The organism is Pseudomonas khorasanensis, assembly GCF_014268505.2.
Taxonomy (GTDB): Bacteria; Pseudomonadota; Gammaproteobacteria; order Pseudomonadales; family Pseudomonadaceae; genus Aquipseudomonas; species Aquipseudomonas khorasanensis.
On record NZ_JABWQP020000009.1, the window covers coordinates 147,310 to 166,928 of the forward strand.

Consider the following 19,619-nt stretch of genomic DNA (forward strand, 5'->3'; position numbering starts at 1 on the left):
TCGGTTCTTCGACCCGGCGGCAGGGCCTGCACCAGGCCCACAGTTGTCGCGGGGATACAGCTAAGACAGCGAAATCGAGAAATTCAGCACGGCCGTCGGGTAAATTTTGTGTAAGGTCTGTACCGGCTTCTTTACCGTGCTGCGCAGCGCCTTGAACAAGCCTCAATGATGATCCAGAACCCGATGGGCCGGCCAATCCCGCCCATCCGAAAGTGCGTTTGAAGGAGAAGTTTCATGCAGATGAACCCGAACAAAGACACCCAACTGTGCATGTCCCTGTCCGGGCGCCCGGGGAACTTCGGTCTGCGTTTTCACAACCATTTGTATGAACAACTGGGCCTGAACTTCTATTACAAGGCGTTCAGCAGCAAGGACCTTACTGGTGCCGTCAGCGGCATTCGCGCGTTGGGTATTCGCGGCTGCGGCGTGTCAATGCCGTTCAAGGAAGCCTGCATCGCGCTGGTCGACGAACTGGATGCCTCGGCTGCCGCAATCCAGTCGATCAACACCATCGTCAACACCAACGGCCATCTGAAGGCCTATAACACCGATTACATCGCGGTCGCGCAGTTGCTGGAAAGCCACGCGGTGCCCAAGGATTCGACCTTCGCCCTGCGCGGCAGCGGCGGCATGGCCAAAGCAGTGGCCAGCGCCTTGCGTGACGGCGGCTACAAGAACGGTTTGATCGTCGCGCGCAATGAAAGGGCCGGGCGCGCCCTGGCGGATTCGCTGGGCTATCGCTGGCAGGCCGAACTGGGCGATGAGCGCCCGCAGATGCTGATCAACGTGACGCCAGTGGGCATGGACGGCGGGCCGGAAGCGGGGCAACTGGCGTTCGAGCCGCAAATCATCAAAGCGGCGGAGACTGTGTTCGACGTGGTCGCGATTCCTTCGGAAACGCCGCTGATCGTGCAAGCGCGCGCCGAGGGCAAACGAGTGATTACCGGGCTGGAAGTGATCGCGATCCAGGCGCTGGAGCAGTTTGTGCTGTACACCGGCGTGCGGCCGAATGAGCAGCAGTTCGCGGCGGCGGTTGCTTTCGCGCGCAGCTGATTTTTGTGGTGGCTGGGCGGGCCCCATCGCTGGCAAGCCAGCTCCCACAGGGGGGAGTGATGCAAAGATTGCAGTCGACCGCGGATTTGTGGGAGCTGGCTTGCCAGCGATGAATTCAACTCCATTTATCTGGTTGTCTATTCTTCAAGACCAGCAAGCACAGACTTGCCTACTACAAAAAAACATAACCGAGGCCACCCATGCATCCGCCCATCCTCAATCTCAACGAGGTCGAACTCGACCCCCTGCCCGAAGCCCTTGCCCCCGAAGGCGATACCGCCACGCGCTACCAGCAACGATTCGCCCGGATCGGCCAGCAACTGGGCGCGCAAAAACTCGGCTATCGCCTGTACGCCTTGCCGCCAGGCATGCGCGGCAGCCCGTTTCACAGTCATCGGGTCAATGAGGAAATGTTTTTTGTCGTGGCCGGGGAGGGCGAGGTGCGCCTGGGGGCGGAGCGATTTGCGATTCGCCAGGGTGATGTGATTGCCTGCCCTCCGGGCGGGCCGGAAAAGGCTCATCAAATCATCAATACCAGCGCCGCCGAATTGCGCTACTTGGCGATCAGCACCCAGCAGCAGCCGGACATCTGCGAGTACCCGGACTCGAACAAGTATGCGGTGATGGATAATTTTCAGATCGATGCTGACGGTAATGCGTCGGGCTTCGTCGCCGTGGCGCGGCAGGCGGACGGGGTGGATTATTGGGATGGGGAATAGAGCGGACAGCTAAAGATGGCGCAGACTCTGTGGGAGCGAGCCTGCTCGCGAAGGCGGCGGGTCATCGAATTATTGTGCTGACTGACACTACGCTTTCGCTAGCAGGCTCGCTCCCACATGTATCTATGGGTGATTATTCGAGCCGTGCCAGGCGCTCTTCCAGCGCTGCAATCCGCGCTTCCAGCTCTTCGATCCGTTCCACTGAAACACCACTGCCCGAACGTTCGCCAGGATTGTGCCGTGCCGCCATGATCGCTTCGATGTCCGCCGGGTCTCCCAATGCGTGGGTGTAACGGTCTTCCCGCTGCCCGGCCTGACGCGCAATCAGTGTCGCCAAGCCACGAGCGATCAACCGCTCAAGCTGATGCACCACCTGCTCGGCATCTTCGAACTCGTGCATGCGGCCGCTGCGAGTCAGCAACTCGTTGACGGTTTGCGGGCCGCGCAGAAACATCAATCCGCTGAGAATCACCTGCGCCGGCACCAGTTCCAGCGCCTTGTCGACCTTGTGCTCCCAGCGGTCGGCGCGGCTGCCCATGACGAGTTTGGTGAAGCCACGACCTTCCAGCGCTCGCAGGCTCTGCCCGACCTGACCTGGATTGAGGTTCATCACCGGTTCGCGACTGGTTTTCTGATTGCAGGCCAGCACCAGCGCATTGAGGGTCAGCGGGTAGGATTCCGGGCTGGTGGCCTGTTTTTCGATCAGGGCACCCAGAATGCGAATTTCCGTGGCGTTCAGCCGCGGTTGTTCGCTGGTGAATTCTTGTTCGGTGGTCATCGCGCGTTCCCTCTGCAGTCGAAGCCGCCTAGCCTAATCCTTGCCAAACAAAAGGCAAGCCGTGTGGTCATCAAGCATGGCTATAATCGCCACCACGTTTTACCCAGCCATCACACGAGACTGCCATGACCATTTCCCTGTACGCCGCATCCGTCCCGGTTTTTCAACAAATGCTCAACGCCCTGAGCGATGTGCTGAAAAAGGCTGAAGCCCACGCCACCGAGAAAAACATCGACCCGAACGCGTTCCTGCAAGCGCGTTTGTACCCGGACATGTTCCCGCTGGTGCGTCAGGTACAGATCGCCGTGGACTTCGCCAAAGGCGTGTCTGCGCGTCTGGCCGAAGTTGAACTGCCGAAGTACGACGACACTGAAACCTCCTTCGCCGAGCTGCAAGCGCTGATCGCCAAGGTTCTTGCCTTCATCGGCGAGATCAAGCCAGAGCAGATCGACGGCAAGGAAGGCATCGAAATCGTCACCCGCCCAGGCACGCCGAAAGAGAAGCGCTTCAGCGGTCAGTCGTACCTGCTGACTTACGGTTTGCCGCAGTTCTTCTTCCACGTCACTACCACGTATGCGCTGCTGCGTCATAACGGTGTTGAAGTGGGCAAGCGCGATTACATGGGCGCGTTTTAATACACCCTCATACGAAAAAGCCCGCCAAGGTTTACGCCTTGGCGGGCTTTTTGTTTTTCTGTGGGAGCGAGCCTGCTCGCGAATGCGGCGTATCAGGCGATATCAATGTTGAATGTCTCGCCCCCTTTCGCGAGCAGGCTCGCTCCCACAGGGTAAGGCGGTTATGCGGCGCGTTGGGCTTTTTCTTCTTCGCCCAGGCAAGCCGCTGCGGTAAACAGCACGTCAGTCGAGGAGTTCAGCGCGGTCTCCGCCGAATCCTGCAGCACACCGATAATGAAGCCCACCGCCACGACCTGCATCGCGATCTCGCTCGGGATGCCAAACAGGCTGCACGCCAGCGGAATCAACAACAGCGAACCGCCGGCCACACCCGACGCCCCACAGGCGCAGATCGCCGCGACGACGCTGAGCAGGATCGCGGTCGGAATGTCCACGGTGATACCCAGCGTGTGCACGGCCGCGAGGGTCAGCACGGTGATGGTAATCGCCGCACCGGCCATGTTGATGGTCGCCCCCAGCGGGATCGATACCGAGTAGGTGTCTTCATGCAGGCCCAGGCGTTTGCTCAATTCCAGGTTGACCGGAATGTTGGCCGCCGAGCTGCGGGTGAAGAACGCGGTGATACCGCTTTCGCGCAGGCACATCAGGGTCAGCGGGTACGGGTTGCGGCGCAGTTTCCAGAACACGATCAGCGGGTTCATCACCAGCGCGACAAACAGCATGCAGCCCAGCAGCACGGCCAGCAGGTGCGCGTAGCCGAGCAGAGCGCCGAAACCGGACGTGGCCAGCGTCGAAGCCACCAGCCCGAAAATACCCAGCGGCGCAAAGCGAATCACCACGCGCACGATAACGGTCACACCGTTGGACAGATCGCCCAGCACTTCACGGGTGGTGTCGCCGGCATGGCGAATCGCGATGCCCATGCCGATCGCCCAGGCCAGAATGCCGATGAAGTTGGCGTTCATCAGCGCGCTGACCGGATTGTCGACGACGCTCAGCAACAGGCTTTGCAACACCTCAGTGATACCGCCGGGCGCGGTGACTGCAACGTTTTCGGTCGACAGCACCAGATTCGACGGAAAACTCATGCTGGCAACCACGGCCACCACCGCTGCGGCGAACGTGCCCAGCAGGTACAGGAATAGAATCGGTCGAATGTGGGTTTCCTGACCGTGCTTGTGGTTGGCAATCGAGGCCATCACCAGTACGAACACCAGAATCGGCGCCACGGCTTTCAGTGCCGATACGAACACTTTGCCGATGAACGCAGTGGACTTCGCCAGTTCCGGCGCAATCAGGGCCAGGGCGATACCGGCGATCAGGCCGATGACGATCTGGCTGACCAGACTCAGGCGTTTAAGGCGTTGCAATAACGAAGAGGATGGAGCGGTCATAGCGGCATCTCTGTTTTTTATAGGGTGCGAAGCGTCGTGGGCAGTCACGAATCGCCTGTCGAAGTGACATCAACGGCGGTAAACCGATCGTCGAACAGCTCTGGGTTTTTCAGGGCGCGGACTTTATCACAGCGTAGGCCCTAACCTTCAGGCCTGTGACGATCTGCCACCCGATCTGCGCTGCAGATCGACAGCTTTGTGCAAGTCAGCCCCGACACAGTCTGTTAACATTCGCCATCCTCATTTTCTAGTTCTGCCAGCGGGCCTTCGGGTCAACGCTGGTGTCGTTGTTTTGCTGGAGTTGCGCATGCTGTTGCCTATTCTTCTGTTGTCCGCCGCCGGGTTCACGGTGCTGACCACGGAATTCGTCATTGTCGGCCTGTTGCCGGCGATCGCCCGAGACCTGGAAGTCACCATCCCGCAAGCCGGGTTACTGGTGACTTTATTCGCCTTTACCGTGGCGCTGTTCGGGCCTTTCCTGACCGCATATTTTGCCCGTTTCGAACGGCGCAAACTGTTTATCACCATCCTGATAATGTTCGGCTTGGCCAACACCGTCGCGGCGCTGGCGCCGAATATCTGGGTGATGGCCATTGCACGGCTGATCCCGGCGCTGGGCTTGCCGGTGTTCTGGGCTCTGGCCAGCGAGACCGCAGTGGACATCGTCGGCCCGGATTTCGCCGGTCGTGCAATCGCCAAGATCGGCTTCGGTATCGTCTGCGCCACGGTGTTTGGCATCCCGGTCGGCACGCTGATTTCCGATGCATTCGGCTGGCGCAGCGCTTTTGGCATTCTGGCGCTGGTTGCCTTCGCCAAAGCCTTGCTGCTGTTTGTTTATCTGCCGAAGACCAGCCTGCACCAGCATCAGGTCAGCTTCCGCTCGCAATTCAAGATCCTGCGCAGCCCGCTGATGATCGGCCATATTGTGCTGTCGATTCTGGTGTTCAGCGGCATGTTCACCGCTTACACCTATCTGGCCGACATCCTTGAACGCCTCGCCGGTTTCAACGGCACCGTAGTCGGTTGGTGCCTGATGGCGTTCGGTGCGGTCGGGCTGATTGGTAACTCGCTGGGCGGTCGTGCGGTGGATCGGCACCCGCTCGGGGCGTCGGTGCTGTTTTGTGCCTTCATGATTGCCGGCATGGTCTCGCTGGTGCCGAACATCCATTCGCCTGTGGGGCTGGCGGTCGCGATGGGCATCTGGGGCGTGACCCAGGCGGCGTTGTTCCTGGTCAGCCACGTACGCCTGATGAAAGCGGCGCCCGAAGCTCCAGCCTTTGCCGCCTCGTTGAATATCGCCGGGGCCAATCTGGGGATCGGCCTGGGCGCCATGGTCGGTGGCCGGGTCATCGATACTGCGGGTCTGGGCTTTCTCGGGTTTGCTGCCGCGGGATTCATTCTGCTCTCAGTGTTCCTCGCCATGGTGCTGATGACGCTCAAGCCGCGTGAGGTCTGCGGCGAGGCGTCATAACCCGGTGAACAACTCGCGTCGGGCACCTTCGGTAATCGCAACGATGCCAGGGTGCTTGACCTTGCGCTCGACCGAAATGGCATAGAACGACTCGCTCACCGCGTCGGTCTGCCCGATCAGCTCGACGCCGTACTGACGCTTCACTTCCTCGGCAATCACGCTCGGACCGATAAAGATTCCGCTGCCGGATTGGCCGAAGGCCTGCATCAACGCACTGTCGTCGAACTCACCCACTATCTGCGGTTGAATCTGCTGCTCGGCGAACCAGCGCTGCAAGCGGCTGCGCACCACGGTTTCCGCGCCGGGAATCAGCAGCGGCGCGCCGTGAAGGCTGCGCGGGAAGTCCTGCCCATATCGCGCTGCCAGTTCGGCGGTGGCAAAAAAACTGATGCCGCATTCGCCGAGCTTCTGGCTATAACCTTTAATGTCCAGGTGCGAAGGCATCGGGCTATCGGAAATCACCAGATCCAGGCGCTGGATGGCCAGATCAGCCAATAAACGTTCGAGTTTGTCTTCGCGGCAGGTGATGCGCAGCGGTTCGTGCAGCTCCATGGTGGGCGCAATCAGGCGATAGACGATGGATTTGGGCACAACATCGGCCACGCCGACACGAAACAGAATCTGCTGCTCGTTGGGCTGCGCGCGCAGCATCAACTCCAGTTCGCCGCCCAACTGAAACATTTGCTCGGCGTAGGGCAGGGCCTGGCGCCCGGCTTCAGTGAGCTCGAGCTGCCGGCCAACCCTGCGGAACAGTTCGACGCCGTAGGTTTGTTCGAGCAGGGAAATCTGCCCGCTGATGGTCTGTGGCGTCAGGTTCAGTTGCTCACAGGCGCGCACGATGCTGCCGGTCTTGGCCACGACCCAGAAATAATGCAATTGCCGGTAATTGAGCATAGCGGTCATCACTTCGTTAAAACCGAAGTATAGCCGCTAAAAATACGAATTTTCCTGAAGTGTTCATCTCCCTAGAATGCCCAGCCATCGACGGCCGGTCTGTGCGCCTGTCTATTTATTCGAAGGAAGACTGATGAAATACACATTCCCAGCGTTAATGTTTGCGTCTTTACTGGTTCTGGCCGGTTGCGATCAGGCTGAAAAAAGTGCACAGCAATTGATGGGCGCTGCCGCCGAAACCGCCAAACAAGCGATCGACGACACCCACAAAGCCGCCGAACAAGCGCTCAGCGATGCGACCGGCGGCTTGATTCAGAAAAAAGAAACACCGGAAAAAGAAACGGAAGAATCCGAATCTTCCACCAAGACCATCTAAACCGTCTTACACAGAGTCAGGACTGACCCATGGAATATCTGTTAGAACTCGCCGCCAGCCCGACCGCCTGGGTTGCTTTGGCCACATTGGTGGTGATGGAAATCGTGCTCGGCATCGATAACTTGATCTTTATCTCGATCCTGACCAACAAGTTGCCCGAACAGCATCGCCAAAAGGCGCGCCGTATCGGTATCGGCATGGCCCTGATCCTGCGTCTGGCCCTGCTGAGCACCATCGCCTTCATCGTGCAGTTGACCGAGCCTGTGATCGAAATCCTCGGCCAGGCGTTCTCCTGGAAGGACATGATCCTGATCGCCGGTGGTCTGTTCCTGGTCTGGAAAGCCACGACTGAAATCCATCACAGCATGGACCCGGCGCCGGAAGATCCAAAGAATGCTACATCGACCGTGACCCTGGGCTTTGCGGCGGCGATCGGCCAGATCCTGATGCTCGACATGGTGTTCTCGATCGACAGCATCATCACCGCCGTTGGCATGACCGAGCATTTGCCGATCATGATCATTGCGGTAGTGGCGTCGGTACTGGTTATGTTGCTTGCGGCTGATCCGCTGGCCAAGTTCATCAACGACAACCCGACCGTGGTCATGCTGGCGCTGGGCTTCCTGATCATGATCGGCATGACGCTGATCGCCGAAGGCTTCGGTGCCCACGTACCGAAAGGTTATGTGTATGCGGCCATGGCGTTCTCGGCCGGTATCGAGGTGCTGAACATGATGTCTCGGCGAGCGAAGCAGAAGAAAGTTGCTCAGCAGGCGTAAACGCTGACAACACAAAAACCGCCTGGGCTTTTTGAGCTCGGGCGGTTTTTTTTGATCTTCGATTTGCTGAATCAGTCAGAGCGCTGCGAACGCTCGCATGAGGGAAAGGGCTTTTGATCTTTAGTGTGCAGCGGCATGCCGCACGCCAGGCTTTTCCGTTTTCTCTGCCGGCGTCGTCTGCACCGGATGATGATGATGGCGCCGCGAAATCCGCAACACGCCCCACAACATGGCAGTCGCCACGGCCAGCCAGCCGGCAATCAACATTACGATGGTCATGGTCAGGCTCATTGGTGCCTCCTCTTCGCCCTGCGTCGGGCGCCCGCTTTCGCAATTCGCTCTATTCCAGTGACAGTCTAGCCAATGGGGTGTTTCAAGCTATTGACCAAAGGTCGGCTGCGACCAATCAGTTTGCTCTATGCAATCGCCAGGTCTGCCGTTTAAGGCTATACCGCTGGCGGGTGCGGCTCTATGATCGCTGCGTTGCCGGAACACGATGACCGGTGTCTGAAGAGAGTAGCGATGGTGCAGGTATTTTCTCGAGTGCGTGGAGCACTGCTGGCCGCCGCTTGCGTAACGGCATTGGCCGGATGCGCAGGCAGCGTGGCGCCCGAAGTCAAACGGTTGCCGGAGCGGGTTGAGCTCAGCGGCACCTTTTACCGTGGTGAAGCCCATCAAAGTGGGCCGCAGGTATTGGCCAGCCTGTTGTCGCAACAAGGCATCGTGACCACCCCGGGCCTGCTGGAAAAACCGCTGCGCTTGCCGGGTGCAGAAGACAAGCTGCAGCAAAACATGCAAAACCTCGCCCGCGAATACGGCTTGGTGGTTTATCCGCTCGACAGCAGGTTGCCAGCCTTGCTGGCTCAGGTAGCGGCAGGCTATCCGGTGATGGTGCGGTTCAGCGAAGGTTCGGCGTTCTGGGCCGAGCCGCGTTACGCGATCCTGTCCGGCTACGACCGCAATAAACAGAAGGTGCTGCTGCGCGCCGGTATGAACCGTCGCCAGTTGATGGACTTCGGCGCCTTCGAATCGGCATTCGAGAAGTCCGGCGGCTGGGCGATTCTGATCCAGAAACCGTCGCAGATCCCGGCGGCGGTCGACCGTTCACGTTGGCTGAAAGCCGCCGATGAACTGGCGCAGGCCGGCGAGGAAAACGCAGCGGCGCAAGCGAGAAAGGCGCTGGCGGCCCATTAATCCTCCGTTCGTCATCTGCCGGGCACGACTGCGCCCGGCAGGCCTCCGAAGTAAGAGCCCGCGACCTGCGGGTGACACAAGGAGGCAACATGGCAGATTCCCCAACCCAGAAAGGCCCACATTCATCCGAGCACTCTTCTGGCGATGATCTGGGATTCGACCCGGATTCGCCGGATGTCGACGATCCACAGGTCGATCCCGTCGGCCCTGCGAAAGCGCCGCTGGATGTCGAGCCCGGTGAAGACCCGAAGAAGCCGGCCAAGCCTTACGATCCGCTAGGCGATCTGAAACCTTGATGCGAGGTGCGTATGAGTACCGACTCAAGCTTCGATGACCAGAAACCCGACAGCGTGCCGACCACGCCGGAACCGGAGGTTGATCCCGTGTTTGATCCGGACAGCCCGCTGCGCGATCCGCTGGCCCGTCCCAACGTGTTGACGCCGGACGTTTCGCCGGAGCCGAGCGCCGGCGATGGCATCCCCGACGACGACAGAATGCCGCTGCCCAACGACTGACGTGCAGACGAAAAAAAGCCCCGAAGATTCGGGGCTTTCTCATTGCGGCGGTATTACTTCGCGGCTTCGACCACGCCGCTCTGGCGACTCTTGAGGTTCTTGTCGGCTTTGTATTGCTGGGCCACCGCAGGAACACTGGCGCTGCGCCCGGTTTCCACCCAGCTGCGGATACGGCTGGCATCGGCAAAATGGGTGTATTTGCCAAACGCATCAAGGATCACCAGTGCAACCGGACGGTTGCCCATCTTCGTCACCAGCACCAGGCAATGGCCGGCCGGGTTGGTGAAACCGGTCTTGGTGATCTTGATGTCCCAGTCGGCTTTATTGACCAAGTGATCGGTATTGCGAAAGCCCAGGGTGTAGTTGGGCTTGCGGAAAGCAACGGTCTTTTCCTTGGTGGTGGTCAATTCGACAAGGAGTGGGTGCTTGTGCGCGGCGACCAAAAGTTTGCTCAGGTCGCGGGCGGTGGAAACGTTGCGCTCCGAGAGGCCGGTCGGCTCGACAAAGTGCGTGCTGTTCATGCCCAGCGCCTTGGCCTTGGCATTCATCGCCGCGATAAATGCTGCATAACCGCCCGGATAATGGTGCGCGAGGCTCGCGGCGGCGCGGTTTTCCGAGGACATCAAGGCGATCAGCAGCATCTCGCGGCGCGGCAGTTCACTCTTGAGTTTGACCCGAGAGAACACGCCCTTCATTTCCGGAGTGTTCCTGATATCGACATTGATCCATTCGTCCATGTTCTGCCGGGCTTCAACCACCACCAGGCCAGTCATCAGTTTGCTGACGGAAGCGATCGGCACAACGACGTCAGGGTTGCTGGAATAAATGACTTTGTTGGTCTGCATGTCCATGAGCAGGGCGCTGCCCGAGGCGATCTTCAAGGTCGAAGCATCACGTGGGACAGCGGTGGTTTCCGCAGCGTTGATTGATGGCGTGACGAATGTGCCTGTGACAGCAAAAAACAGGCTCAGAATCGAGAGACGAATTTTCACGCGGGCGAACTCATAAAGGTTGGAATTCCGTTAGTTTGTAACGGGTTATTTCTTCAAAGCGTCGCATTCTAGGAGTATGGCTGAAGATCTGTCGATGGTTGTTTGAAGGACCTGAAAATCTCGTGAAAAGGCCTGTAAAAAGAGGGGTTTCCGGCGAACGGTTGAAGTTTTTTCACAGGCATGAAAAACCCCGCACAAGGCGGGGTTTAGATAACGCGGAAAAAACCGGTCAGACGTGCAGGGTTTCTGCAGCGTAGAGGGTGTTTTCCAGCAGGCAGGCGCGAGTCATCGGGCCGACGCCGCCCGGCACCGGAGTGATCCAGCCGGCGCGGGGCAGGGCGGTTTCGTAAACGACGTCACCGACCAATTTGCCGTCGTCCTGACGGTTGATGCCGACGTCGATCACAATCGCGCCTTCCTTGATCCACTCACCCTTGACCAGGCCTGGCTTGCCCGCAGCGACGACGACCAGATCGGCACGGCCGACATGACCGGCCAGATCCTTGGTGAAACGGTGCGTCACGGTGACGGTGCAGCCGGCCAGCAACAGTTCCATCGCCATCGGACGGCCGACGATGTTGGACGCGCCGACCACTACGGCGTCCATCCCGTAAAGATCAGCACCGGTGCTTTCCAGCAGGGTCATGATGCCTTTCGGGGTGCATGGACGCAGCAGTGGAATGCGCTGGGCCAGACGGCCGACGTTGTACGGATGGAAGCCGTCGACGTCTTTGTCAGGGCGGATGCGTTCCAGCAGTTTCGACGCATCGAGGTGTTCCGGCAGCGGCAGTTGCAGGAGAACGCCGTCGATCGCCGGGTCATCGTTGAGACGGTCGATCAGATCGGTCAGCGCGTCTTGCGTGGTTTCGGAAGGCAGGTCGTAGGCTTGAGAGAGGAAGCCAACCTCTTCACAGTCTTTACGCTTGTGCGAGACATAAACCTGAGAGGCAGGATCGCTACCGACCAGGATCACCGCGAGGCCGGGAGTGCGCAGGCCTTGCTGGCGACGCTCGGCAACCCGTTGGGCGATCTGCTGGCGCAGGCTGGCGGCGATCGATTTGCCGTCGATTAGTTGTGCAGTCATTGCGCGTGATTAACCATCGAGAGGGGAAAAAATGAGAACGCATTCTCGCATGTCGAGCGGTGAGGGCAAAGGCGCTTGGTCAGCAAATTCCGCTAACTCCTTTAATTAAATGAATTTTTTTCAAAAAGGATTTGACGACCTTTGGAGCCCTCTATACTATTCGTCGCACTTGTCGGGCACAGCCTAGCACTGGTTAAGAAGGTGAAGCGGAATCAAGGTTCTGCAACACTGGAAAGCACTTAGTTTGTAGTCCTTTAAGAGTACAGATTAACAAGGCGCCCGTAGCTCAGCTGGATAGAGCATCCGCCTTCTAAGCGGATGGTCGCAGGTTCGAGTCCTGCCGGGTGCGCCATTCAGGCAGCTTTGGCACAAGTAGCGCGATATGGTGGGCGTAGCTCAGTTGGTAGAGCACGGGATTGTGACTCCCGTTGTCGTGGGTTCGATCCCCATCGTCCACCCCATATTTCGAAAGGCGCCAGATTTAACAGTCTGGCGCCTTTGCTTTAAAAGCATCATCTGCGGATGTGGTGGAATTGGTAGACACACTGGATTTAGGTTCCAGCGCCGCGAGGCGTAAGAGTTCGAGTCTCTTCATCCGCACCAAATAAAGCTTCATTCGTGCCACGGCCCGATGAAGTTTCAACAAAGAAGTTTGTTTGGCTTTTTTGTTACGCAATATGGTGGGCGTAGCTCAGTTGGTAGAGCACGGGATTGTGACTCCCGTTGTCGTGGGTTCGATCCCCATCGTCCACCCCATATTTCGAAAGGCGCCAGATTTAACAGTCTGGCGCCTTTTTTGTTTTTAGCGGTTTTGAACCCGGTATTAACCGGTTTCTGGTCGTGGGGCAGGGCGGTTCGTCGCATTTTCGGGTGTTGATCAGGCTGCGCTGCTTGTCATTCCTGTTTGATGGAAATGGCCATTCTGGGCGCGTTTGTACTTCCCTTCTATATATAGAAGCGTTGAAGTGCAGCTCTGAAGCGATCGGTTGTATTCGCCTGTGGAGCGCACCGCATTCGTGCGGCGGTCCCAATAAAATGCCTGCTGTTTTTTTACCCGTTTTCAGTAGGGTGACTTCTTGAGTTTGACCCACTAGAATGCATGCCCTTGATTCTGGGGTCGGAAACGGCCGGCTAACGTCTGTGCAACGAGGAATATCCATGCAAGTTTCTGTTGAAAATACTACTGCTCTCGAGCGCCGCATGAGCGTCACCGTGCCGGCTGAGCGCATCGAGACTCAGGTCAACAAGCGTCTGCAGCAGACTGCCCAAAAGGCCAAGATTGCTGGCTTCCGTCCAGGCAAAGTGCCAATGAGCGAAATCAAGCGCCGTTTCGGTGCTGATGCTCGTCAGGAAGCTGTTGGTGATGTTATCCAGTCGTCCTTCTACGAGGCGGTTGTCGAGCAGAAGCTGAACCCGGCGGGTTCGCCTTCGATCGAGCCAAAATCCCTCGAAGCAGGCAAGGACCTGGAATACGTTGCCGTATTCGAAGTGTTCCCTGAATTCACCGTCGCCGGTTTCGAAGGCATCACTGTTGAGCGCCTGAGCGCTGACGTCGCTGACGCTGATCTGGACAAGATGCTCGACATCCTGCGCAAGCAGAACACCCGTTTCGAAGTGGCTGATCGTGCCGCCAAGAACGAAGATCAACTGAACATCGATTTCGTTGGCAAGGTTGACGGCGAAGTGTTCGCTGGCGGCTCCGCCAAGGGTACTCAGCTGGTACTGGGTTCCGGCCGCATGATTCCGGGCTTCGAAGACGGTCTGGTTGGCGCCAAGGCCGGCGAAGAGCGCGTTCTGAACCTGACCTTCCCAGAGGACTATCAGAACCTGGACCTGGCTGGCAAAACCGCCGAGTTCACCGTGATCGTCAACACCGTGTCCGAGCCTAAGCTGCCTGAGCTGAACGAAGAGTTCTTCGCTCAATTCGGCATCAAGGAAAGCGGCATCGACGGTTTCCGCACCGAAGTTCGCAAGAACATGGAGCGTGAACTGCGTCAGGCGATCAAATCCAAGGTCAAGAACCAGGTAATGGATGGTCTGCTGGCCACCAACCCGATCGAAGTGCCAAAGGCTCTGCTGTCCAACGAAGTTGACCGTCTGCGCGTGCAGGCTGTTCAGCAGTTCGGCGGCAACATCAAGCCAGACCAACTGCCGGCCGAGCTGTTCGAAGAGCAAGCCAAGCGCCGTGTAGTGCTGGGCCTGATCGTTGCTGAAGTGGTCAAGCAATTCGATCTGAAGCCTGACGAAGCTCGCGTTCGCGAAATGATTCAGGAAATGGCTTCCGCTTATCAGGAGCCAGAGCAGGTCGTGTCGTGGTACTACAAAAACGAGCAGCAGCTGAACGAAGTGCGTTCGGTTGTGCTGGAAGAACAAGTTGTGGATACTGTTCTGCAGAAAGCTAGTGTGACCGACAAATCGGTCTCCTACGAAGAAGCAGTCAAGCCGGTAGAAGCTCCAGCAGCCGACTGATTGATTTTGCGTTAGAAGTGCACACCATAAGCCAGCTCTCGAGCTGGCTTATGCGTATTCAAGACATAACTATTTGGGAGCGACTGCAGAGCATGTTCCGTAATTCTTATATTCAGCAGAACTCTGATATCCAGGCCGCAGGCGGCCTGGTCCCGATGGTTGTAGAGCAGTCCGCTCGTGGCGAACGCGCCTACGACATCTACTCGCGCCTGCTCAAGGAGCGAGTGATCTTTCTGGTCGGCCCGGTAGAGGACTACATGGCCAACCTGATCTGTGCGCAACTGCTGTTCCTTGAAGCGGAAAACCCGGACAAGGACATCCATCTGTACATCAACTCGCCGGGCGGTTCGGTGACAGCAGGCATGTCGATCTACGACACCATGCAGTTCATCAAGCCGAACGTGTCGACTACCTGCATCGGTCAGGCGTGCAGCATGGGCGCATTCCTGCTCACCGCAGGTGCACCGGGCAAGCGTTTCTGCCTGCCGAACTCGCGCGTGATGATTCACCAGCCACTGGGCGGCTTCCAGGGCCAGGCGTCGGACATTGAAATCCACGCCAAGGAAATCCTCTTCATTCGCGAGCGTCTGAACACGCTGATGGCCAAGCACAGCGGCCGTACTCTGGAAGAAATCGAGCGCGATACCAATCGCGACAACTTCATGAGTGCCGAAGCTGCGAAGGAATACGGCCTGATCGACGAAGTGATCAACCAGCGTCCAGCTTAAAATTAAGCAGCGCAAAACAGGCCTGATCGGCGAGTCCGATCAGCAGCGGGCTTGAAAAAGCCCGCAATAGCCTTCATCTTGTGTTGCAAGCCTATCGGATTTGGATCGAACGAATGACTGACACCCGCAACGGCGAGGACAACGGCAAGCTGCTCTATTGCTCCTTCTGTGGCAAAAGCCAGCATGAAGTGCGCAAATTGATTGCCGGCCCCTCGGTCTTTATCTGCGACGAGTGCGTCGACCTGTGCAATGACATCATCCGCGAGGAGGTGCAGGAAGCCCAGGCCGAAAGCAGCGCGCATAAATTGCCTTCGCCTAAAGAAATCAGCGGCATCCTTGACCAGTACGTCATCGGTCAGGAGCGCGCGAAAAAGGTTTTGGCCGTAGCGGTGTACAACCACTACAAGCGCCTTAACCAACGTGACAAAAAGGCTGACGACGTCGAACTCGGCAAGAGCAACATCCTGCTGATCGGCCCGACAGGCTCCGGTAAAACCCTGCTGGCCGAAACATTGGCCCGCTTGCTTAACGTTCCGTTCACCATTGCCGACGCAACCACCCTCACCGAGGCCGGTTACGTGGGTGAAGACGTCGAGAACATCATTCAGAAGCTGCTGCAAAAGTGCGATTACGACGTAGAGAAAGCCCAGATGGGTATTGTCTACATCGACGAAATCGACAAGATTTCCCGCAAGTCCGATAACCCGTCGATCACCCGGGATGTTTCCGGTGAAGGCGTGCAGCAGGCCTTGCTCAAGTTGATCGAAGGCACGGTCGCTTCGGTACCGCCGCAAGGTGGCCGCAAGCATCCGCAGCAGGAGTTCCTGCAGGTCGACACTCGTAACATCCTGTTCATCTGCGGCGGTGCGTTCTCCGGTCTGGAAAAGGTCATTCAGAATCGTTCCACCAAAGGCGGCATCGGCTTCAATGCCGAAGTGCGGAGCAAGGAAGAGGGCAAGAAAGTCGGTGAATCCCTGCGTGAAGTCGAACCTGACGATCTGGTCAAGTTCGGTCTGATCCCGGAATTCGTCGGTCGTCTGCCGGTCCTCGCGACGCTGGACGAGCTCGACGAGGCTGCGCTGATGCAGATCCTCACCGAGCCGAAAAACGCCCTGACAAAGCAGTATGCCAAGCTGTTCGAGATGGAAGGCGTAGATCTGGAATTCCGCTCCGACGCGCTGAAATCGGTCGCCAAGCGTGCACTGGAACGTAAAACCGGTGCTCGCGGCCTGCGTTCGATTCTCGAAGGCGTGTTGCTCGACACGATGTACGAAATCCCCTCGCAGTCCGAGGTGAGCAAAGTCGTCATCGATGAAAGCGTCATCGAGGGCAAGTCCAAGCCACTGTATATCTACGAAAACAGTGAGCCTGCGGCCAAGGCAGCGCCGGACGCGTAAGTGTCCACCGCGCTGCAACAAGGAAGAGGCCTTCGGGCCTCTTTTTTTTATGTCGTTTTTTACATCCGCTTTGCGCTTGTTTTTTTTCAAGGCAGCCCCCATCTTGGTTTCAAGCTTAATTCCATCTGATTACGGCCATATGGCCGCCGTAGAGGCGAAATCATGAAGACAACCATCGAATTGCCTCTCCTGCCATTGCGTGATGTCGTGGTTTATCCGCACATGGTTATCCCGCTGTTCGTGGGGCGCGAGAAATCCATCGAAGCCCTCGAGGCCGCGATGACGGGCGACAAGCAGATTCTGCTGCTGGCCCAGAGAAACCCGGCTGACGATGATCCGGGTGAAGAGGCTCTCTATCGCGTAGGTACCATCGCCACGGTTCTGCAGCTGCTGAAGCTGCCTGACGGCACCGTCAAGGTTCTGGTCGAAGGCGAGCAGCGCGGTACAGTGGAGCGCTTCAGCGAAGTCGACGGCCACTGCCGTGCCGAAGTCTCGCTCATCGAAGAAGTCGATGCGGCCGAGCGCGAATCTGAAGTCTTCGTGCGCACGCTGCTGTCGCAGTTCGAACAATACGTCCAGCTGGGCAAGAAGGTCCCGGCTGAAGTCCTGTCATCGCTCAACAGCATTGATGAGCCGGGACGCCTGGTCGACACCATGGCCGCGCACATGGCGCTGAAAATCGAGCAGAAGCAGGAAATTCTCGAAATCATTGATCTGTCGGCGCGTGTCGAGCACGTTCTCGCGTTGCTGGATGCCGAGATCGATCTGCTGCAGGTTGAAAAGCGCATTCGCGGCCGCGTCAAGAAGCAAATGGAGCGCAGCCAGCGCGAGTACTACCTGAATGAGCAGATGAAGGCCATTCAGAAGGAGCTCGGCGACGGCGATGAAGGTCATAACGAGATCGAAGAGCTGAAGAAGCGCATCGATGCTGCCGGCCTGCCAAAAGACGCTCTGGCCAAGGCCACTGCGGAGCTGAACAAGCTCAAGCAAATGTCGCCAATGTCGGCTGAGGCCACCGTGGTGCGCTCCTACATCGACTGGCTGGTACAAGTGCCGTGGAAGGCGCAGAGCAAAGTGCGCCTCGACCTGGCCCGTGCAGAAGACATTCTCGACGCCGATCACTACGGCCTCGAAGAGGTCAAGGAACGCATCCTTGAATACCTCGCTGTGCAAAAACGCGTGAAAAAGATTCGTGGCCCGGTGTTGTGCCTGGTCGGCCCGCCAGGTGTCGGTAAAACCTCGCTGGCGGAGTCGATTGCTCATGCCACCAATCGTAAATTCGTTCGTATGGCCTTGGGTGGCGTACGTGATGAAGCTGAGATTCGTGGCCACCGTCGGACTTACATTGGTTCGATGCCGGGAAGATTGATTCAAAAGATGACAAAGGTGGGCGTGCGTAACCCGCTGTTCCTGCTCGATGAAATCGACAAAATGGGCAGCGACATGCGTGGCGATCCAGCGTCGGCGTTGCTGGAAGTGCTCGATCCGGAGCAAAACCACAACTTCAACGATCACTATCTGGAAGTCGATTACGACCTGTCCGATGTGATGTTCCTGTGCACCTCCAACTCGATGAACATCCCGCCAGCGTTGCTGGACCGGATGGAAGTCATCCGTCTGCCGGGCTACACCGAAGACGAGAAGATCAACATCGCTGTTAAATACCTGTCGCCAAAACAGATCGCTGCGAACGGTCTGAAGAAGGGCGAGCTGGAGTTCGACGCGGAAGCGATCCGCGACATCATCCGTTACTACACCCGTGAAGCGGGCGTGCGTGGCCTTGAGCGACAGATCGCAAAAGTCTGCCGCAAGGCCGTCAAAGAGCATGCGATGGAAAAACGCTTCTCGGTGAAAGTGACAGCAGAGCTGCTCGAGCATTTCCTGGGTGTGCGCAAATTCCGCTACGGCCTGGCCGAGCAGCAGGATCAGGTTGGTCAGGTGACAGGCCTTGCGTGGACTCAGGTTGGTGGCGAGTTGCTCACCATTGAAGCCGCAGTGATTCCGGGCAAAGGTCAATTGATCAAGACCGGTTCGCTGGGCGATGTGATGGTCGAATCGATCACTGCCGCACAGACCGTCGTACGCAGCCGGGCGAAGAGCCTGGGCATTCCGCTGGACTTCCACGAGAAGCGCGACACCCACATTCACATGCCGGAAGGCGCGACGCCCAAAGACGGTCCTAGCGCTGGGGTGGGCATGTGCACGGCGCTGGTGTCGGCATTGACCGGTATTCCGGTGCGCGCCGATGTTGCCATGACCGGCGAAATCACCCTGCGTGGCCAGGTACTGGCGATCGGTGGTCTGAAAGAAAAACTGCTGGCGGCTCATCGTGGCGGAATCAAGATTGTGATTATTCCGGAAGAGAATGTCCGCGATCTGAAGGAGATTCCTGACAATATCAAGCAGGATCTGCAGATCAAACCGGTTAAATGGATTGACGAGGTCCTGCAAATTGCGCTGCAATACGCGCCGGAGCCCTTGCCGGATGTGGCTCCGGAGATAGTTGCCAAGGACGAAAAACGCGAGTCTGATGCTAAGGAAAGAATTAGCACGCATTAATACGTTTTAGCCTGGGGGGCTTTCCTTGACAGCATTTTAGAGCCCTTGTTATAAAGCGGCTCTTAAGTGTCTGTAGGCCATTCAGCACTCGTTTTTGCTTTCACCAAAAAACTTAGAAACATCTCAAAATAGATATAAGGGGACTTAGAGTGAACAAGTCGGAACTGATTGATGCTATCGCTGCATCCGCTGATATCCCGAAAGCTGCTGCTGGCCGTGCGCTGGACGCTGTAATCGAATCCGTCACTGGCGCTCTGAAGGCTGGCGACTCTGTTGTTCTGGTTGGTTTCGGTACTTTCTCCGTGACTGATCGTCCGGCGCGTACCGGTCGTAACCCTCAGACCGGCAAGACTCTGGAAATCCCGGCTGCCAAGAAGCCAGGTTTCAAAGCCGGTAAAGCGCTGAAAGAAGCTGTTAACTAAGTTTCCACGTTTTTACCCATCCGGGTCGGGGTCAAGCCTGACTTGGCAGCGGAGCGGTAGAGCAGGTCGCTGAAACAGGCGCCTGTAACGCCGGGATCGAGGGTTCGAGCCCTGTCCGCTCCGCCAGTTACGAGAAGGCGCATCCTCGGATGCGCCTTTC

20 protein-coding genes and 4 tRNA genes are annotated in these 19,619 nt (G+C 57.8%); 18 read left to right on the forward strand and 6 right to left on the reverse strand.

Features of this window, described 5'->3' with window-relative positions:
* The first annotated feature begins 234 nt into the window (after positions 1-234).
* Both HU727_RS18665 and HU727_RS18670 read left to right on the forward strand, forming a co-directional pair.
* The gene (locus tag HU727_RS18665; RefSeq protein ID WP_186533439.1) at positions 235-1,053 is read left to right on the forward strand and encodes a shikimate 5-dehydrogenase; all 819 of its coding nucleotides are present in this window, start codon (positions 235-237) and stop codon (positions 1,051-1,053) included.
* A 200-nt stretch (positions 1,054-1,253) separates the two neighbouring features.
* The gene (locus tag HU727_RS18670) at positions 1,254-1,772 is read left to right on the forward strand and encodes a cupin domain-containing protein (RefSeq protein ID WP_186533438.1); all 519 of its coding nucleotides are present in this window, start codon (positions 1,254-1,256) and stop codon (positions 1,770-1,772) included.
* 133 nt (positions 1,773-1,905) lie between these two features.
* On the opposite strand, the gene HU727_RS18675 is transcribed toward HU727_RS18670, so the two are convergent.
* Entirely contained in the window at positions 1,906-2,550 is a 645-nt protein-coding gene (locus HU727_RS18675; RefSeq protein WP_186533437.1) for a YceH family protein, read from the reverse strand.
* Between the two features lie 125 nt (positions 2,551-2,675).
* Here HU727_RS18675 and HU727_RS18680 point away from each other — a divergent pair, with 125 nt between their 5' ends.
* The gene (locus tag HU727_RS18680; RefSeq protein WP_186533436.1) at positions 2,676-3,185 is read left to right on the forward strand and encodes a DUF1993 domain-containing protein; all 510 of its coding nucleotides are present in this window, start codon (positions 2,676-2,678) and stop codon (positions 3,183-3,185) included.
* Positions 3,186-3,346: 161 nt separating this feature from the next.
* On the opposite strand, the gene sstT is transcribed toward HU727_RS18680, so the two are convergent.
* Positions 3,347-4,579 carry a serine/threonine transporter SstT gene (gene sstT / locus HU727_RS18685; protein WP_186533435.1) on the reverse strand — a complete coding sequence of 411 codons (1,233 nt, stop codon included), beginning with the start codon at positions 4,577-4,579 and terminating at the stop codon, positions 3,347-3,349.
* Positions 4,580-4,886: 307 nt separating this feature from the next.
* On the opposite strand from sstT, the gene HU727_RS18690 reads away from it, so the two are divergent.
* Positions 4,887-6,050, forward strand: coding sequence for an MFS transporter (locus tag HU727_RS18690; RefSeq protein WP_186533434.1), 1,164 nt, complete (start codon positions 4,887-4,889; stop codon positions 6,048-6,050).
* Here HU727_RS18690 and nhaR read toward each other — a convergent pair.
* Positions 6,045-6,944 carry a transcriptional activator NhaR gene (gene nhaR, locus HU727_RS18695; RefSeq protein ID WP_186533562.1) on the reverse strand — a complete coding sequence of 300 codons (900 nt, stop codon included), beginning with the start codon at positions 6,942-6,944 and terminating at the stop codon, positions 6,045-6,047. The genes HU727_RS18690 and nhaR overlap by 6 nt on opposite strands.
* A 133-nt stretch (positions 6,945-7,077) precedes the next feature.
* Here nhaR and HU727_RS18700 point away from each other — a divergent pair, with 133 nt between their 5' ends.
* Together HU727_RS18700 and HU727_RS18705 are read left to right on the forward strand one after the other, a co-directional pair.
* Positions 7,078-7,320: a hypothetical protein gene (locus HU727_RS18700; RefSeq protein WP_186533433.1), complete on the forward strand. Its 243-nt coding sequence runs from the start codon at positions 7,078-7,080 to the stop codon at positions 7,318-7,320.
* A gap of 29 nt (positions 7,321-7,349) precedes the next feature.
* Positions 7,350-8,099, forward strand: coding sequence for a TerC family protein (locus HU727_RS18705; RefSeq protein ID WP_186533432.1), 750 nt, complete (start codon positions 7,350-7,352; stop codon positions 8,097-8,099).
* A 120-nt stretch (positions 8,100-8,219) separates the two neighbouring features.
* On the opposite strand, the gene HU727_RS18710 is transcribed toward HU727_RS18705, so the two are convergent.
* A complete protein-coding gene (locus HU727_RS18710; RefSeq protein ID WP_186533431.1) occupies positions 8,220-8,390 on the reverse strand; it encodes a hypothetical protein in 171 nt (56 codons plus the stop codon).
* A gap of 231 nt (positions 8,391-8,621) precedes the next feature.
* On the opposite strand from HU727_RS18710, the gene HU727_RS18715 reads away from it, so the two are divergent.
* The 3 genes from HU727_RS18715 to HU727_RS18725 all read left to right on the forward strand — a co-directional run bounded on the left by HU727_RS18715 (position 8,622) and on the right by HU727_RS18725 (position 9,808).
* Positions 8,622-9,293, forward strand: coding sequence for a C39 family peptidase (locus HU727_RS18715; protein WP_186533561.1), 672 nt, complete (start codon positions 8,622-8,624; stop codon positions 9,291-9,293).
* An 89-nt stretch (positions 9,294-9,382) separates the two neighbouring features.
* Positions 9,383-9,589: a DUF6021 family protein gene (locus tag HU727_RS18720; RefSeq protein ID WP_186533430.1), complete on the forward strand. Its 207-nt coding sequence runs from the start codon at positions 9,383-9,385 to the stop codon at positions 9,587-9,589.
* A gap of 12 nt (positions 9,590-9,601) precedes the next feature.
* Complete coding sequence (locus HU727_RS18725; protein ID WP_186533429.1) at positions 9,602-9,808, forward strand: hypothetical protein; 207 nt, start codon at positions 9,602-9,604, stop codon at positions 9,806-9,808.
* Positions 9,809-9,861: 53 nt separating this feature from the next.
* Here the strand turns inward: HU727_RS18725 and pbpG are convergent, their stop codons facing one another.
* Complete coding sequence (gene pbpG, locus HU727_RS18730) at positions 9,862-10,800, reverse strand: D-alanyl-D-alanine endopeptidase (RefSeq protein WP_186533428.1); 939 nt, start codon at positions 10,798-10,800, stop codon at positions 9,862-9,864.
* 229 nt (positions 10,801-11,029) lie between these two features.
* On the reverse strand, positions 11,030-11,884 hold the full coding sequence (folD, locus tag HU727_RS18735; protein ID WP_186533427.1) for a bifunctional methylenetetrahydrofolate dehydrogenase/methenyltetrahydrofolate cyclohydrolase FolD: 855 nt from the start codon (positions 11,882-11,884) through the stop codon (positions 11,030-11,032).
* Between the two features lie 275 nt (positions 11,885-12,159).
* On the opposite strand from folD, the gene HU727_RS18740 reads away from it, so the two are divergent.
* The 9 genes from HU727_RS18740 (at position 12,160) to HU727_RS18780 (ending at position 19,459) form a co-directional block, all read left to right on the forward strand.
* A tRNA-Arg gene (locus HU727_RS18740) sits at positions 12,160-12,236 on the forward strand.
* A gap of 33 nt (positions 12,237-12,269) precedes the next feature.
* Positions 12,270-12,345, forward strand: a tRNA-His gene (locus HU727_RS18745).
* A gap of 57 nt (positions 12,346-12,402) precedes the next feature.
* Positions 12,403-12,487, forward strand: a tRNA-Leu gene (locus tag HU727_RS18750).
* 77 nt (positions 12,488-12,564) lie between these two features.
* Positions 12,565-12,640 (forward strand) — tRNA-His (locus tag HU727_RS18755).
* A gap of 402 nt (positions 12,641-13,042) precedes the next feature.
* Positions 13,043-14,353 carry a trigger factor gene (tig, locus tag HU727_RS18760; RefSeq protein ID WP_186534247.1) on the forward strand — a complete coding sequence of 437 codons (1,311 nt, stop codon included), beginning with the start codon at positions 13,043-13,045 and terminating at the stop codon, positions 14,351-14,353.
* A gap of 92 nt (positions 14,354-14,445) precedes the next feature.
* Complete coding sequence (clpP, locus tag HU727_RS18765) at positions 14,446-15,081, forward strand: ATP-dependent Clp endopeptidase proteolytic subunit ClpP (RefSeq protein ID WP_007951559.1); 636 nt, start codon at positions 14,446-14,448, stop codon at positions 15,079-15,081.
* A gap of 113 nt (positions 15,082-15,194) precedes the next feature.
* Complete coding sequence (gene clpX / locus HU727_RS18770; RefSeq protein ID WP_007951558.1) at positions 15,195-16,478, forward strand: ATP-dependent Clp protease ATP-binding subunit ClpX; 1,284 nt, start codon at positions 15,195-15,197, stop codon at positions 16,476-16,478.
* 162 nt (positions 16,479-16,640) lie between these two features.
* Positions 16,641-19,037 carry an endopeptidase La gene (gene lon / locus HU727_RS18775; RefSeq protein WP_186534246.1) on the forward strand — a complete coding sequence of 799 codons (2,397 nt, stop codon included), beginning with the start codon at positions 16,641-16,643 and terminating at the stop codon, positions 19,035-19,037.
* A 149-nt stretch (positions 19,038-19,186) separates the two neighbouring features.
* Positions 19,187-19,459, forward strand: a complete 273-nt coding sequence (locus HU727_RS18780; protein WP_003183171.1) for an HU family DNA-binding protein — start codon at positions 19,187-19,189, stop codon at positions 19,457-19,459.
* Positions 19,460-19,619: the final 160 nt, after the last annotated feature.

Excerpts from the sequence above, each read along its gene's own strand:
- HU727_RS18710 (WP_186533431.1), bottom strand. The coding sequence starts at position 8,390 with ATGAGCCTGACCATGACCATCGTAATGTTGATTGCCGGCTGGCTGGCC.
- HU727_RS18720 (WP_186533430.1), top strand. The coding sequence starts at position 9,383 with ATGGCAGATTCCCCAACCCAGAAAGGCCCACATTCATCCGAGCACTCT.
- folD (WP_186533427.1), bottom strand. The coding sequence starts at position 11,884 with ATGACTGCACAACTAATCGACGGCAAATCGATCGCCGCCAGCCTGCGC.
- HU727_RS18675 (WP_186533437.1), bottom strand. The coding sequence starts at position 2,550 with ATGACCACCGAACAAGAATTCACCAGCGAACAACCGCGGCTGAACGCC.
- nhaR (WP_186533562.1), bottom strand. The coding sequence starts at position 6,944 with ATGCTCAATTACCGGCAATTGCATTATTTCTGGGTCGTGGCCAAGACC.
- HU727_RS18700 (WP_186533433.1), top strand. The coding sequence starts at position 7,078 with ATGAAATACACATTCCCAGCGTTAATGTTTGCGTCTTTACTGGTTCTG.
- lon (WP_186534246.1), top strand. The coding sequence starts at position 16,641 with ATGAAGACAACCATCGAATTGCCTCTCCTGCCATTGCGTGATGTCGTG.
- clpX (WP_007951558.1), top strand. The coding sequence starts at position 15,195 with ATGACTGACACCCGCAACGGCGAGGACAACGGCAAGCTGCTCTATTGC.
- HU727_RS18680 (WP_186533436.1), top strand. The coding sequence starts at position 2,676 with ATGACCATTTCCCTGTACGCCGCATCCGTCCCGGTTTTTCAACAAATG.
- clpP (WP_007951559.1), top strand. The coding sequence starts at position 14,446 with ATGTTCCGTAATTCTTATATTCAGCAGAACTCTGATATCCAGGCCGCA.
- HU727_RS18725 (WP_186533429.1), top strand. The coding sequence starts at position 9,602 with ATGAGTACCGACTCAAGCTTCGATGACCAGAAACCCGACAGCGTGCCG.
- sstT (WP_186533435.1), bottom strand. The coding sequence starts at position 4,579 with ATGACCGCTCCATCCTCTTCGTTATTGCAACGCCTTAAACGCCTGAGT.
- HU727_RS18665 (WP_186533439.1), top strand. The coding sequence starts at position 235 with ATGCAGATGAACCCGAACAAAGACACCCAACTGTGCATGTCCCTGTCC.
- HU727_RS18670 (WP_186533438.1), top strand. The coding sequence starts at position 1,254 with ATGCATCCGCCCATCCTCAATCTCAACGAGGTCGAACTCGACCCCCTG.
- HU727_RS18705 (WP_186533432.1), top strand. The coding sequence starts at position 7,350 with ATGGAATATCTGTTAGAACTCGCCGCCAGCCCGACCGCCTGGGTTGCT.
- HU727_RS18690 (WP_186533434.1), top strand. The coding sequence starts at position 4,887 with ATGCTGTTGCCTATTCTTCTGTTGTCCGCCGCCGGGTTCACGGTGCTG.
- tig (WP_186534247.1), top strand. The coding sequence starts at position 13,043 with ATGCAAGTTTCTGTTGAAAATACTACTGCTCTCGAGCGCCGCATGAGC.
- HU727_RS18715 (WP_186533561.1), top strand. The coding sequence starts at position 8,622 with ATGGTGCAGGTATTTTCTCGAGTGCGTGGAGCACTGCTGGCCGCCGCT.